Origin of the sequence: sulfur-oxidizing endosymbiont of Gigantopelta aegis (assembly GCF_016097415.1) — a bacterium.
Taxonomy (GTDB): domain Bacteria; phylum Pseudomonadota; class Gammaproteobacteria; order GRL18; family GRL18; genus GRL18.
Map to the genome: position 1 here is coordinate 3,567,659 of NZ_JAEHGE010000001.1, position 12,698 is coordinate 3,580,356.

Genomic DNA, 12,698 nt, shown 5'->3' on the forward strand with positions numbered 1-12,698 from the left:
AGCATAGAGTATTTAAAGAATGTCTCAGAAACCAGCCACTCTAAACAACTTTAGCAAACAATACCTGAACCAGACCAGCGGTGAAACAATTCTTCTGACGCTATGGATTGGCGGATTATGGATTGTTGGCTTTCTGGTTACACCTACTTTATTTGGTAATCTTGATGATCGGCAATTAGCTGGTATGCTGGCGGGAAAAATGTTCACCGTGATCAGCTATATTGGCTTGTTTTGTGGTTCAGTCTTATTGTTGACCGAATGGCGACGTGCAGAAGTCATTAAACGTAGCTTTAACTTTTGGTTGTTGGTCGCGATGTTATTTTTGGTGCTTGTGGGGGAATTTGTCATTCAGCCTCAAATGGCAGCGCTAAAATTGGCCGGTTTGGCAACGGGGGCTGAGTTTTCCCGTTTACATGGGATTGCATCAGCATTGTATATGTTGAACTGTCTATTAGGTTTAGTATTGATTTTAAGACAACGCTAAATACTATCGTAAGGTAGGTGGTTTGGGGCGGAGTCAAATGGCATGAAATACGGTATATAAATATTACATCTTACGTATTGCCATTTGACACCGACCACTTACTCTCGACCATTTACTCTATAGTTACCAGCATTAGTTAATAACTATAAATTCTTCAAAACCCGTCCCGCAGCTTCAATCGTCGCATCAATATCATCGTTGCTATGTGCAGCTGAGATAAAGCCTGTTTCAAATGCTGATGGTGCGAGATAAACACCTTCATCCAACATACCATGAAAGAACTTCTTAAAGCGTTCCTGATCACTTTTCATGACCTGTGCAAAACTGGTTACTTTTTCTTCATCACTGAAAAATAGACCAAACATACCACCGACTTGATTGGATGTCATCGGGATACCGGCTTCTTTTGCTTTGGCTACAATACCATTTACCAGTCGTTTTGCCTTAGCGTCTAGGTCTTCATGAATGCCATCCTGAGTTGCAAGACTCAGCGTTTTCATTCCCGCTGCCATTGAGAGTGGATTGCCGGAAAGCGTGCCAGCTTGATAGACAGGACCTAATGGTGATATTTCTTGCATAATTTTTTTCTTACCGCCAAAAGCACCTACGGGCAGACCGCCACCAATGATTTTACCTAGCGTGGTTAAGTCGGGGGTAATATTATAATGCGTTTGTGCGCCACCTTTTGATACTCGAAAGCCGGTCATGACTTCATCAAAGATGAGCACGCTACCCGATTGATCACAGACTTCACGTAGGGTTTCAAGAAAACCATCAACGGGAGGAATACAATTCATATTGCCCGCAACGGGTTCAACGATAATTGCGGCAATTTGCTCTCCAATGTCAGCAAATACTTTGCGCACTTCATCACTATCGTTATACGTTAGGGTGATGGTGTGTTCAGATAAAGATGCAGGGACACCCGGTGATGAAGGTACGCCAAAGGTCAATGCACCTGAACCCGCTTTGACTAATAGCGAATCAGAGTGGCCGTGATAACAGCCCTCAAATTTAACAATTTTGTCTCGTCCGGTATAACCACGTGCGAGGCGAATGGCACTCATTGTGGCTTCTGTGCCTGAACTCACCATACGGATCATTTCGATTGAAGGTACCAACTGGCAAACCAATTCTGCCATTTCTGTTTCAATTTGGGTGGGTGCGCCAAAACCAAGGCCATTAGCGGCGGCATCCTGTACTGCACTGACCACTTCAGGATGGGCATGTCCCATGATCATCGGTCCCCATGAGGCCACATAATCGATATAGTGATTGTTATCTTCATCATAAAGATAAGCACCGTCACCTTTTTTAAAATAAATGGGATCACCGCCAACGCTCTTAAAGGCTCTTACTGGTGAATTAACACCACCGGGAATGGTTTGTTGAGCTTGTTGAAATAAGTCATGTGAACGGGTCATAATAAGTGTCCTGTTAAAGTAAGTCGCTGCTAAAAAATTGCTGATATATTTTTGCCGTGGTGCAAATTTGTTGCTCATCATGAAATAAATCATTAATAACAGCAATGGCATTAGCACCACGATGAATTAATTGTTGTGCATTATCCTGTTTAATTCCGCCAATGGCAACAATGGGGATGCTGAGTTCTGCTGATGCCTGTTCCAATAAGCTTAATTCTGCTGGTAGGGCTTCGGGCTTTGTTTGTGAGGGAAAAAAGCGCCCAAAGGCAACGTAATCTGCACCCTGAGTGACAGCATTACGGGCATTTTCCAGTTTGTTGTAACAAGATACGCCGATAATCGCTTGCTCGCCTAGATATTGACGGGCATCTGCAATTTGTCCATCATTTTTACCGACATGTACGCCATCAGCTACAACCGCTTTTGCTAATTGTGGATCATCATTAATAATAAAGCAGACTGAATGTTTTTTGCAAAGTTGGCTGAGTTCCTTGGCTTCTTTATATTGCTGAGCTGGAGATGCTTGCTTGTTTCGGTATTGGATTATTTGCGCACCACCCATAATCGCTTGTTCAATGGAGTCGATAAGCTTGTCCGCTGATATTAAATCAGGGGCTGTGATGGCATAAAGTCCCTGAATTTTTGCTTGTTTTAAGACTTTATCCATTGGGTGTCTGGTTTTCTTTCCAGCTTTTTGTCCAAAAGAGGCGATCCGGATGATGCTGTCCCATACCAATTTGATAGCCAGAAGCAAGTGCCTGCCAGGCATATTGCTGGGCAATATTGACCGCATCTGGAATAGTTTCCCCATTGGCAATTAAAGCCGCAATAGCGGATGTGAGTGTACAACCAGAGCCATGATAGGTATTTTCCAGTCGTTCCCAGCAGGAGGCTGTAATTTTCTTATGCCGACCATATAACGTATTGATCACTTGCTCGGTGTTTTCATGGGTGCCGGTTAATAAGACATATTCACAGCCATCGTCCATTATTTCCTGGGCACAAGCATCCAGAGAATCGGCTTCAGGTGCTAATAATCGCACTTCCTGACTATTGGGTGTCACTAAGTTAGTGAGGGGAAAAAGCAAATCAGAATAGGCCAGCGCCATTTCCTCAGAGGCTAAAGGTAGACCGCCTCCAGCACTGATAATCGGGTCGATGATCACTGGAATTTCATGATAATCATGCAGTATGGTATGAATGGCATTAATATTTTCGATGCTGCCGAGCATGCCAATTTTAAAGGCCGCTATGGGCATGTCTTCTAAAATAACCCGTGCTTGCTCTGCGACCATTTTGGCATCGGTAGCAGAAAAATATTTGACGTTTTGTGTATCCTGCACGGTCAATGCTGTAATGACGGGAGCAACATGAGCACCCATGCTGGCACAGGCTTCAATATCTGCCTGTATGCCAGCACCGCCAGTGGGATCATTACCGGAAAAAGACATAACAATAGGGCGTGATTGATTCATGAGTATTTACTTTCAGTGCCTATAGCGGTTTGACGATAACCAGAATGATAATGCCCATGAGCATAAACACTGGAATTTCATTAAACCAACGATAATAGACATGACTATGTTGATTATTATCTTCTTTAAATGCTTTGACTAACTTCCAGCAATAATAATGATAGATAAATAACAATACCACAAGGCTGAGCTTGATATGTAGCCAGAGCATTGAAGAATAGGCCTGCCACGCATAATCCATGAGCATCCATAAGCCTAAGATTAATGTGACGATGGCTGAGGGCGTCATGATGCCATAAAATAATTTACGCTCCATGATTTTAAAGCGTTCATTACTGACTTCATCGCTACTACTGGCATGGTAAACAAACAATCTTGGTAAATAAAATAATGCGGCAAACCAGGCCACCATAAAAATAACATGAAAAGCTTTAACCCATAACATTTATTGTATCCTTTTTTTTAACAACACTCTTTATAAATAAAAAGCGTTTAAAGCAGCATGTTTTGCAGATTGCTTTCCATTTCTGCATGAGTCATTTCGCCTAATTTACGTGTCACAATCTGACCATTCTTATTAATAAAAAAAGTGGTCGGTGTTAACGAAACCTGATCAAATGCCTGAGCGAGTTCACCCTTGGTATCTAGAACGATAGTATAGAACATCTGCTTGCGACGTACCATTTCTCTCACCTGAGATTCAGGATCATAGTCCATAGCAACGCCAATAATAACCAGATTTTTTTCTGCGTGTTTCTTATACAACTCAATGAAAGCTGGAATTTCTTTCACACAGCCTGGGCAGGTAGTGGCCCAAAAATTAATAATAACCGGCTTGCCGCGCAAATCTTGCAGGGTAAATTGTTTGCCCTGCAAATCGGTAAAACTTGCCTGAGGTGCCATTGGGTGTCCAGCCGGGGCAAGCCATAAATAGGCTAATAATGCGCCTAATAAAACCACAAACCCGGTTACTGCAAAATCTTTTGTCTTCATCTGTTCAAACAGCCTAAAATTAATTACATACTCTAGCTTAGACTGTATTATAATGGTTAATTCAATGAAATTTCCAGAAATAAACGGATGCCTTAAATTGGCAACGCTAAAATAAGGGTAGCAGTAGTGGCAAAGATTAAAGTAGGAATTGTTGGTGGCACAGGTTATACCGGTGTTGAGTTATTAAGATTGCTCGCCAATCACCCCGATGTTTCATTAGCAGTCATTACCTCGCGTTCAGAAAGTGGCCTGCCCGTTAAAGATTTATTTCCTAATTTGCGTGATCATTTGGATATCGCCTTCTCTGAGCCGGATGCTGCTACTTTAAAGCAATGTGACTTAGTATTCTTTGCCACTCCTAATGGTATCGCCATGAAAATGGTACCTGAATTAATTGAAGCCGGTGTTAAAGTCATTGATTTAGCAGCTGATTTTAGAATTAAAGACATCAACGTTTGGCAACAATGGTACGGTATGGAACATGCCTGTCCGGATTACGTTGCGCAAGCGGTCTATGGTTTGCCCGAAGTGAATCGGGAAGCCATAAAAACGGCAAGCCTGATTGCTAATCCTGGTTGTTATCCAACTGCAGTTCAACTAGGCTTTTTACCCTTGTTGGAAAATGGCTTGCTCAAAACTGACTTTCTGGTCGCTGATTGTAAATCCGGTGTGAGTGGTGCTGGTCGGGGAGCTAATGTGGGGACACTATTATGCGAAACCAGTGAAAGCTTCAAAGCCTATGCAGTACCCGGCCATCGTCATTTACCAGAAATCAGTCAGGGCTTGGATATTTTTAATACCGGTGAAGATAAATCAGCTGTCGATCTGACTTTTGTGCCTCACTTGGTACCGATGATTCGGGGCATTCAAGCGACCTTATATGGAAAAATCAATTCAAGCGATATGAGTCTGGCTGATTTACAGCAATTATTTGAAACACGGTATGCCAACGAACCCTTTGTTGATGTTTTACCATCAGGCGCTCATCCGGAAACCAGAACCGTAAAAGGCTCTAATATGTGTCGTATTGCCATACATCAACCACAGGATAAAGATACTATCGTCATTTTGTCCGTGATTGATAATCTCGTCAAAGGCGCGGCAGGGCAAGCGGTACAAAATATGAACCTGGCTTTTGGACTGGATGAAAAAGCCGGACTTAATATCGTTCCGCTGATGCCTTAACGAAGAATAACTTAAATCTATGACCCATATCATTGTTCACCGTACCCATCCTTTGCATTACTATGGCATTCGTTTACTGCTTATAATATTAGCGATTGCGCTCCTATGGGGTGCTTTTGAGTTGGGCTACATGCAGTCAGAAGAAGATATTATTGAAGCTAAGGGCGGGCGTAAATCACTGCTAGTTCAACAGAGTGTGTTAAAAAAGAAAAACACTGAATTGAACAAGGAAATACTGCATCTGGAAAGAAAATACTTACTGGAGCAGGAATCTTGTCAACTGATTCAATTGGGGATGAGTAAAGACCAACAAAAAATAGCTGCTTTAGAAAAAAAGTTGGCCTTTTATAAATCCATTGTTTCACCGTCAAAAACACGTGAGTCTATTTATCTGCAAAGCCTTGAAATAGTGCCCTACACTATCGCTCTGAGTGATTCAGAAAAGAAACCGGGGCAGGCCTATCAATACCAGTTCACATTGGCGCAAAAAATTAAGAAAAGATCCTATACAAAGGGCTTTATTAACATCTATATTAAGGGTAAGCAAAATAATAAATCAGTTAAATATTCTTTGCTTTCATTGCGTGTGATTCCCAAACAAGAGAAAAAGGACGCAAATAAAAAAGGCTTAAAATACAGTTTTAAGTATTTTCAGGAATTTAGCGGTATAATATATCTGCCTGAAGGGATGATTCCTCAATCCGTTGAGATCATCATTGATTCGAAGAAGAAAAAATCAATCATTGAGTTAGGCGATCTGGAATGGTCTCAAACGAGAGGGATAAAATATGTGGGGCAGTAAAAAAAGCGCGAGCAGACGAATTGATTCATTAGTGGGTAATAGCACCAAAATAATGGGTGATTTGGATTTTACCGGTGGGCTTTTAGTCGACGGTAAAGTGATGGGCAATATTACTGCGACCGAAGATGATAATGCAACGATTACTATCAGTGAAAATGGCTACGTACAGGGTGAAATACAAATCCCCAATATCATTATCAACGGTACGGTAGAAGGTAATGTTTATGCCAGTAATCATGTGGAATTAGCCAAAAAAGCCAGAGTCTTTGGTAATGTTTATTACCATCTCTTTGAAATGGCGATGGGGGCAGAAGTTAATGGCAATCTGGTACACGTAGCAGAAGACCAGGTGATGCAGGAAAAATTGTCTGCTAGTATTGAGCAGCCTGAGCCAGCAAGGCTTGAAGAGCCAGAAGTAGTGATAAATAGCTAGCAAATAGTGACGAGCTAAATAAATATCACAGACAAAAAGAACCGAAAAGCCATTAAATCTTGACTGTTGCGCTAGGTTATTTGATAATGGTCTCAGAATTGAAATTAAGTAGTGAGTAAAAATATGAGTGAAGAAAATTTATTAGAGTTTACTGACGCTGCGGCTATGAAGGTAAAATCTTTAATCGTAGAAGAGCAGAATGATAACTTAAAATTGCGTGTTTTTGTAACCGGTGGTGGTTGTTCTGGTTTCCAGTATGGCTTTACTTTTGATGAAGCTGTGAATGATGGTGATACTGAAGTTGAAAATCAGGGTGTTAAGTTATTGATTGACCCAATGTCTTTTCAATATCTTGCAGGCGCTGAAATCGATTATTCTGAAGGTTTAGAAGGTGCTCAGTTTGTTATTCGTAACCCGAATGCAACAACAACCTGTGGTTGTGGCTCTTCATTCTCTACTGAATAATAGTAAGCCCAAGCTCAAATATCGATAGAAAAGCGCTGTTTTACAGCGCTTTTTTTATGCCAAAAAAAACATTAAATTCCCCTCAATTCCCTCCAATATAGTTATTTGCAGATACAACAAAGCGATTTTTTGCTAAACTTAGCTTATATATCAATTTATAATAACTATTCAGCGCTTATGGATTGCTGAATTAAGGATCGAATATGAATGAGTACCTTCCTGGTTTAGCCGGCGTACCTGCAACGAAATCAAATATCTCTGCCATTGATGGTGAAAAGGGTATCCTTTTCTATCGTGGTTATCCTATTGAAGAATTAGCAAAGCATAGTACCTTTGAAGAAACCATTCTCTTGCTAATGAATGGCAACCTGCCAAGCAAAGAAAAGCTGGAAGAATATAGTGCTGGTTTACGAACCAATCGCGCCCTAAAATATCATTTAGTTGACCTGATGAAAACCCTGCCAGCCAGTGCTGATCCCATGTTAATGTTGCAAACGGCTGTATCCAGCCTGGGTATGTTTTATCAGGGCAGTGAATGTCTGATCGATAGTGATGTGTGTACTGATTTGGACTATGTTAATTCAGCGACCATGAAAATTATTGCCCGAATGGGTACTTTGGTGACCACCTGGAAACATATTTCCAAGGGCTATGATCCAGCACCTACCCGTTTTGACCTGAATTATGCAGAAAGCTTTCTCTATATGTTGACAGGGCTAGAGCCTGATCCGCTCATGACACGTATTTTAGATGTCTGTTTAATTCTACATGCTGAACACACGATTAACGCCTCAACCTTTGCCGTTTTAGTGAACGGTTCAACACTGTCATCACCCTATAGTGTGGTCTCATCAGCAATTGGCTGTTTATCGGGGCCTTTACATGGCGGTGCTAATGCTAAGGTCTTAACGATGCTTGAAGAAGTAGGCAGACCAGAAAATGCACCTAAATATGTTGATGATATGTTACGTCGCCGTGGCAAAATTTGGGGCATGGGACACCGTGAATACAAAACCAAAGATCCCCGGGCAACAATCTTACAAGGCTTGATCAAAGATTTATTAGAAGCGCGTGGCGGTAATGTTAACCCCTTATTTGAAGTTGCAGAAGCATTAGAAAAAGCCTGTGAAGATCGTTTGGCTGAAAAGGGCGTCTATGCCAATGTTGATTTCTATTCAGGCCTACTTTATCGTGAAATGGGTATTCCGGATAATCAATTTACGGCAATTTTTGCCATTGCACGTAGCGCAGGCTGGATGGCACATTGGCGTGAGCAATTAAAAGATAATCGTATCTTTAGACCGACTCAAATCTATACGGGTGAACAGCAACGTTGCTATGTACCGATGGAAGATCGGTAGGACTCGCTAGAACAGGGTAATAGCCCTAAGCCTGGAAAAGCCCTAAGCCTGCCAAATAGCCTAAGCCTAGAAAAAATAGCTCTAAGCTTGCCAAATAGCGCCAAGAATGACTGACTTGCTAGCGCCTGTTACTGACGGTAGATTACCTGTAAGGCTATTCATAGTTTGATGCGCAAGCCAGGCAAAAGCACTGGCTTCAACCCAGTCAGGATGCAAGCCTAATTTTTCTGTAGACTCAACTGTCATATCGGGCAATAAGTCTTGTAGACGCTGCATGAGCAAGGTATTTCTCACCCCACCACCACAAACAAACACCTCATCAATGTCTGTTTTAATTTGCCCGTTAACTGGATTGGCTAATGCTAAAATTTCATTACAGATCGATTGGCAAGTGAGTTCCAATAAAGTGCTTAACACATCGATTGCAGAAACTTCATTGGTGTATGTTGCTAGTTGTTGTTCAAGCCATGCATAAGAAAAATATTCTCTACCCGTGCTTTTAGGACTTTTTTGAGAGAAAAAAGTATCTCCTAACATTAAATCCAGAAAATCCTTATCTACTTTTCCTTGAGCCGCTAACTTACCCGAAGCATCATAATCACAGTCAAAGTGTTTGCAACACCAATCATCCATTAAGCCATTGCCTGGACCCGTGTCATAACCCAAAACCGTGCCAGAGTCAGCAGGTAAAATAGTGATATTGGCTATACCACCAATGTTTAATACCACACGATTCATCTGCTTTTGTGGATCAGAAAAGAGTGCCTGATGAAAGGGAGGTACTAATGGTGCGCCTTGGCCTCCCGCAGCCATATCTCGACGACGAAAATCAGCAATCGTGGTGATGCTGGTTTCATGGGCAATAATATTGGCATCGCCGATCTGCAAGGTGGTTGGAAATTGGCTATCAGGAAAATGTCTTAAGGTTTGGCCATGACTACCAATGGCACTGATTTGCACGGGATTAAGCTGATTTTTTTGCAGAATTTGCACACAACAATCTGCGAATAAATGGCCCATTTGCACATCAAGTTCAGCATATAGTAGTAACTCATCAGCATGACTTTCCTGACTTAAAGTGAGTAAGGTTTGCTTGAGTGTTTCGGGAATGGGATAAGTGTGCGCATCGATGAGTGAAAATTCACAGGGAGAATCAATTGAACAAATTGCTGTATCAACGCCATCAAGACTAGTGCCTGACATGAGTCCAATAAAATAAGCCACAAATTATCCGTTTTGTTAATTATTGCTCTGTTAAGGCAATGGTTTCCTGCTTTCTTAATTTCAACTGAGAAACTAGGGTATCAGCCACATTTTTAAAATCGTTACGATATTTTTTTGCAATGGGTGATGCACTAGGCAGAGGTACCGTTAAAGGATTACGGTGTACGCCATTCATGCGAAACTCATAATGCAGGTGGGGGCCAGTCGCTAAGCCGGAACTGCCAACATAACCAATGATCTGCCCCTGCTGCACACGGCCACCACGTTTGACTTTACGATTATAAGAATTCATGTGAGCGTACAAAGTAGTGTATTTAGAGCCATGCTGTAAAATAATCACGCGACCATAGCCGCCTTTTTTTCCTTTATAAATCACCTTGCCATTACCCACAGCCTTAATAGGTGTGCCACGAGCAGCAGCATAATCAACGCCTTTATGGGCGCGAATACGGTTCAACACAGGGTGTTTACGACCACTGGAAAAACGGGAACTAATACGTGAAAATTCCACCGGAGTACGCAAAAATGCTTTACGCATACTCAGACCTTTTTCTGAATAATAATCAGTATATCCAGAAGCATCAGTATATCGAATAGCTCTAAAAGTCTTGCCTCGATTGGTAAATTCAGCAGATAAAATATTACCATTGCCTATTTTTTTACCATCAATATATTTTTCTTCAAATAACACCGCAAAAGAATCGCCCTTGCGTATGTCCAAAGCAAAATCAACATCCCAGCCAAATAGTTGCGCCAGTCTCATGATCATGGCACTGTTTAAACCAGCTTTATAACCGCTGGCAAATAGGGAGTTAGTAATGATACCTGAGGCAAACTGTTGTTGAACATCAATTTCTTTACTATCAATACGAGAAACATATTTATCATTCTTTTTACTGACAATGAGCGTATCAATGCGATCCAAATCATAGCTCAGTGACTGGAATTGATTGTCATTGTCCAAGGTAATGATCAGTTTTTGACCCGGTTTAATGTGGGTAAGCTTTTTAGCTTGTTTACTGGAATTAACAATGTGGTGCAAAGTTCTGGCACTCAGAGAGGCACGTTTAAAAATTGCAGAGAGAGTATCGCCGGATTTAACTATAATTGTTTTGGTTTGTGAATCAGTCGTACTCGTCTTTTGTGCAACCGTATTTGGCTTAAGGCTATTTGTAGGCTTAAGGCTATCCGATTCACCAGATACTTTTTTGAGTAAATTAGCTGTAACATCATTATTAATTTGTTGTTTGCTTATGCTCTGAGTTGATTTCTCAGCTACTACCTTTGTTGCTTTTACTTTCTCTACTTTCTCAGGTTCAATTGTATGAACAGTAATTTCAAGCACCGGTTTTAGTGGTATAGTTTTTGTTGTCTCAGATGTTTTTGCTTCAAGCGGTGTTGAAGGCACTCTTTCTGAAGATACAGTTTCTGAGGCTATAGTTTTCGAAGATATGGTTTCTGAATGGTAGACAATTTCAGGTAGTTGTAGAGGAATGCTTTTTACCTGAATTTCTTCTTTAGCGGCTGAAGGTTTAGCACTTGAAGGCAAAGTAAGCTTAGCTACATCGGTGTCTATTGCGGAATTTTCATCAAGAAACAAGAAGATAGAAGCAGTTAAAATTGCAACAGATGCAAGAGAGAAAAACAGTAATCCATGGCTGTTTTTATGATGACTATTATAGTTGCTTTCTAAGCGGTAGCGATTTTTATTCTTAAACTTGTTGTTTTTGTTTAGAAAGAACTTGTAATTCACGGAATTTCCTCATTTTTTTAGTCTAAAGATAGCTTCAAACCGGCCTCATTGCAATAGCTAAAGCAAAAATAAACCTCCCTTTTTTATCAATCCTAGCTGAAGCGGAGAATATTTATGGTAATCTTGTCGCAATTTTAGAAAACATTGGTTAAAAAGTAGTCAAATTGTAATGATTTGCTAACGAATTAACACAGAAACGGGAGTATATAGTCAAAATGGGTAAAATAGAAGACGCTCTGGAAATAATAAAAAGAGGCGCTGATGAGATCTTGCTAGAAGAAGGTCTGATAGAAAAACTAAAAAGCAATAAACCTCTTGTTATTAAAGCTGGATTTGATCCCACTGCGCCTGATTTACACCTTGGTCACACAGTACTTATCAATAAATTACGCCAGTTTCAAGATCTAGGTCATGATGTTCACTTCCTAATTGGAGATTTTACCGGCATGATTGGTGATCCTACGGGGAAAAACATTACCCGCAAGCCACTGACAAAAGAACAAGTTCTGGAAAATGCCAAAAGTTATAAAGAACAAGTCTTTAAAATCCTAGATGAAAAGAAAACCACTGTTGTCTTCAATTCTCAATGGATGGGTAAGATGGACGCGGCTGATCTAATCAAATTAGCCGCCAATCAAACCGTTGCCCGTATGCTGGAACGAGATGACTTCAGTAAGCGCTATGCTTCAGGTCAACCGATTGCTATTCATGAATTTCTATACCCTATGATTCAGGGCTATGACTCAGTCATGTTGAAAGCAGATGTTGAATTAGGCGGTACCGATCAAAAGTTCAACTTATTAATGGGTAGAGAACTACAAAAGAGCCATGGCCAAACCCCACAGGTGATTTTAATGATGCCGATTCTGGAAGGCTTGGACGGTGTGCAAAAAATGTCCAAATCTTTGAATAACTATATTGGTGTCTCAGATGCCCCCGATGATATGTTTGGCAAAATCATGTCAGTGTCAGATGAGCTGATGTGGCGTTACTTTGAATTGTTAAGTTTTAGACCCATGAGTGAAATCGAACAATTTAAAGCTGATATAGAGCAGGGGACTAATCCGAGAGATATTAAATTCCTTTTAGCCAAAGAAAT

The 12,698-nt window shown here is 40.9% G+C and carries 14 protein-coding genes (1 of these 14 cut by a window edge); 7 read left to right on the forward strand and 7 right to left on the reverse strand.

Features of this window, described 5'->3' with window-relative positions:
- Positions 1 to 19: 19 nt before the first annotated feature.
- Positions 20 to 484, forward strand: coding sequence for a DUF4149 domain-containing protein (locus JEU79_RS18280; RefSeq protein WP_198265264.1), 465 nt, complete (start codon positions 20 to 22; stop codon positions 482 to 484).
- Positions 485 to 627: 143 nt separating this feature from the next.
- Here the strand turns inward: JEU79_RS18280 and hemL are convergent, their stop codons facing one another.
- From hemL to JEU79_RS18305, 5 genes are read right to left on the reverse strand one after another with little or no spacing between them, the layout of a single operon-like run.
- A complete protein-coding gene (gene hemL / locus JEU79_RS18285) occupies positions 628 to 1,908 on the reverse strand; it encodes a glutamate-1-semialdehyde 2,1-aminomutase (RefSeq protein ID WP_198265265.1) in 1,281 nt (426 codons plus the stop codon).
- Between the two features lie 13 nt (positions 1,909 to 1,921).
- On the reverse strand, positions 1,922 to 2,575 hold the full coding sequence (gene thiE / locus JEU79_RS18290) for a thiamine phosphate synthase (protein WP_198265266.1): 654 nt from the start codon (positions 2,573 to 2,575) through the stop codon (positions 1,922 to 1,924).
- Positions 2,568 to 3,383, reverse strand: coding sequence for a bifunctional hydroxymethylpyrimidine kinase/phosphomethylpyrimidine kinase (gene thiD, locus JEU79_RS18295; protein WP_198265267.1), 816 nt, complete (start codon positions 3,381 to 3,383; stop codon positions 2,568 to 2,570). The genes thiE and thiD overlap by 8 nt, the downstream gene beginning before the upstream one ends.
- Before the next feature lie 19 nt (positions 3,384 to 3,402).
- A complete protein-coding gene (gene hemJ, locus JEU79_RS18300) occupies positions 3,403 to 3,828 on the reverse strand; it encodes a protoporphyrinogen oxidase HemJ (RefSeq protein ID WP_198265268.1) in 426 nt (141 codons plus the stop codon).
- A 47-nt stretch (positions 3,829 to 3,875) separates the two neighbouring features.
- Positions 3,876 to 4,376: a TlpA disulfide reductase family protein gene (locus tag JEU79_RS18305; protein WP_198265269.1), complete on the reverse strand. Its 501-nt coding sequence runs from the start codon at positions 4,374 to 4,376 to the stop codon at positions 3,876 to 3,878.
- 126 nt (positions 4,377 to 4,502) lie between these two features.
- Here JEU79_RS18305 and argC point away from each other — a divergent pair, with 126 nt between their 5' ends.
- The 5 genes from argC (at position 4,503) to JEU79_RS18330 (ending at position 8,622) form a co-directional block, all read left to right on the forward strand.
- A complete protein-coding gene (argC, locus tag JEU79_RS18310; protein WP_198265270.1) occupies positions 4,503 to 5,561 on the forward strand; it encodes an N-acetyl-gamma-glutamyl-phosphate reductase in 1,059 nt (352 codons plus the stop codon).
- Positions 5,562 to 5,580: 19 nt separating this feature from the next.
- Entirely contained in the window at positions 5,581 to 6,363 is a 783-nt protein-coding gene (locus tag JEU79_RS18315) for a DUF6776 family protein (RefSeq protein WP_198265271.1), read from the forward strand.
- The gene (locus tag JEU79_RS18320; protein ID WP_198265272.1) at positions 6,350 to 6,796 is read left to right on the forward strand and encodes a bactofilin family protein; all 447 of its coding nucleotides are present in this window, start codon (positions 6,350 to 6,352) and stop codon (positions 6,794 to 6,796) included. Before JEU79_RS18315 ends, JEU79_RS18320 begins: the two co-directional genes overlap by 14 nt.
- Before the next feature lie 123 nt (positions 6,797 to 6,919).
- On the forward strand, positions 6,920 to 7,261 hold the full coding sequence (gene erpA / locus JEU79_RS18325) for an iron-sulfur cluster insertion protein ErpA (RefSeq protein ID WP_198265273.1): 342 nt from the start codon (positions 6,920 to 6,922) through the stop codon (positions 7,259 to 7,261).
- A gap of 203 nt (positions 7,262 to 7,464) precedes the next feature.
- The gene (locus JEU79_RS18330; protein ID WP_198265274.1) at positions 7,465 to 8,622 is read left to right on the forward strand and encodes a citrate synthase; all 1,158 of its coding nucleotides are present in this window, start codon (positions 7,465 to 7,467) and stop codon (positions 8,620 to 8,622) included.
- A gap of 81 nt (positions 8,623 to 8,703) precedes the next feature.
- On the opposite strand, the gene JEU79_RS18335 is transcribed toward JEU79_RS18330, so the two are convergent.
- Both JEU79_RS18335 and JEU79_RS18340 read right to left on the reverse strand, forming a co-directional pair.
- Positions 8,704 to 9,846, reverse strand: coding sequence for an anhydro-N-acetylmuramic acid kinase (locus JEU79_RS18335; RefSeq protein ID WP_198265275.1), 1,143 nt, complete (start codon positions 9,844 to 9,846; stop codon positions 8,704 to 8,706).
- A 19-nt stretch (positions 9,847 to 9,865) separates the two neighbouring features.
- On the reverse strand, positions 9,866 to 11,599 hold the full coding sequence (locus JEU79_RS18340) for a peptidoglycan DD-metalloendopeptidase family protein (protein WP_198265276.1): 1,734 nt from the start codon (positions 11,597 to 11,599) through the stop codon (positions 9,866 to 9,868).
- A 215-nt stretch (positions 11,600 to 11,814) separates the two neighbouring features.
- Between JEU79_RS18340 and tyrS the strand changes: the two genes are divergently transcribed.
- Positions 11,815 to 12,698: the 5' portion of a tyrosine--tRNA ligase gene (gene tyrS / locus JEU79_RS18345; RefSeq protein WP_198265277.1), read on the forward strand. 316 nt of this gene lie beyond the right edge of the window; only the first 884 of its 1,200 coding nucleotides appear in the window; its start codon is at positions 11,815 to 11,817; its stop codon lies beyond the right edge, outside the window.

Bases quoted from the DNA above. Each gene is read 5' to 3' on its own strand.
- JEU79_RS18320 (WP_198265272.1), top strand. From the start codon at position 6,350: ATGTGGGGCAGTAAAAAAAGCGCGAGCAGACGAATTGATTCATTAGTG.
- JEU79_RS18330 (WP_198265274.1), top strand. From the start codon at position 7,465: ATGAATGAGTACCTTCCTGGTTTAGCCGGCGTACCTGCAACGAAATCA.
- erpA (WP_198265273.1), top strand. From the start codon at position 6,920: ATGAGTGAAGAAAATTTATTAGAGTTTACTGACGCTGCGGCTATGAAG.
- JEU79_RS18305 (WP_198265269.1), bottom strand. From the start codon at position 4,376: ATGAAGACAAAAGATTTTGCAGTAACCGGGTTTGTGGTTTTATTAGGC.
- hemL (WP_198265265.1), bottom strand. From the start codon at position 1,908: ATGACCCGTTCACATGACTTATTTCAACAAGCTCAACAAACCATTCCC.
- hemJ (WP_198265268.1), bottom strand. From the start codon at position 3,828: ATGTTATGGGTTAAAGCTTTTCATGTTATTTTTATGGTGGCCTGGTTT.
- JEU79_RS18315 (WP_198265271.1), top strand. From the start codon at position 5,581: ATGACCCATATCATTGTTCACCGTACCCATCCTTTGCATTACTATGGC.
- JEU79_RS18280 (WP_198265264.1), top strand. From the start codon at position 20: ATGTCTCAGAAACCAGCCACTCTAAACAACTTTAGCAAACAATACCTG.
- thiE (WP_198265266.1), bottom strand. From the start codon at position 2,575: ATGGATAAAGTCTTAAAACAAGCAAAAATTCAGGGACTTTATGCCATC.
- thiD (WP_198265267.1), bottom strand. From the start codon at position 3,383: ATGAATCAATCACGCCCTATTGTTATGTCTTTTTCCGGTAATGATCCC.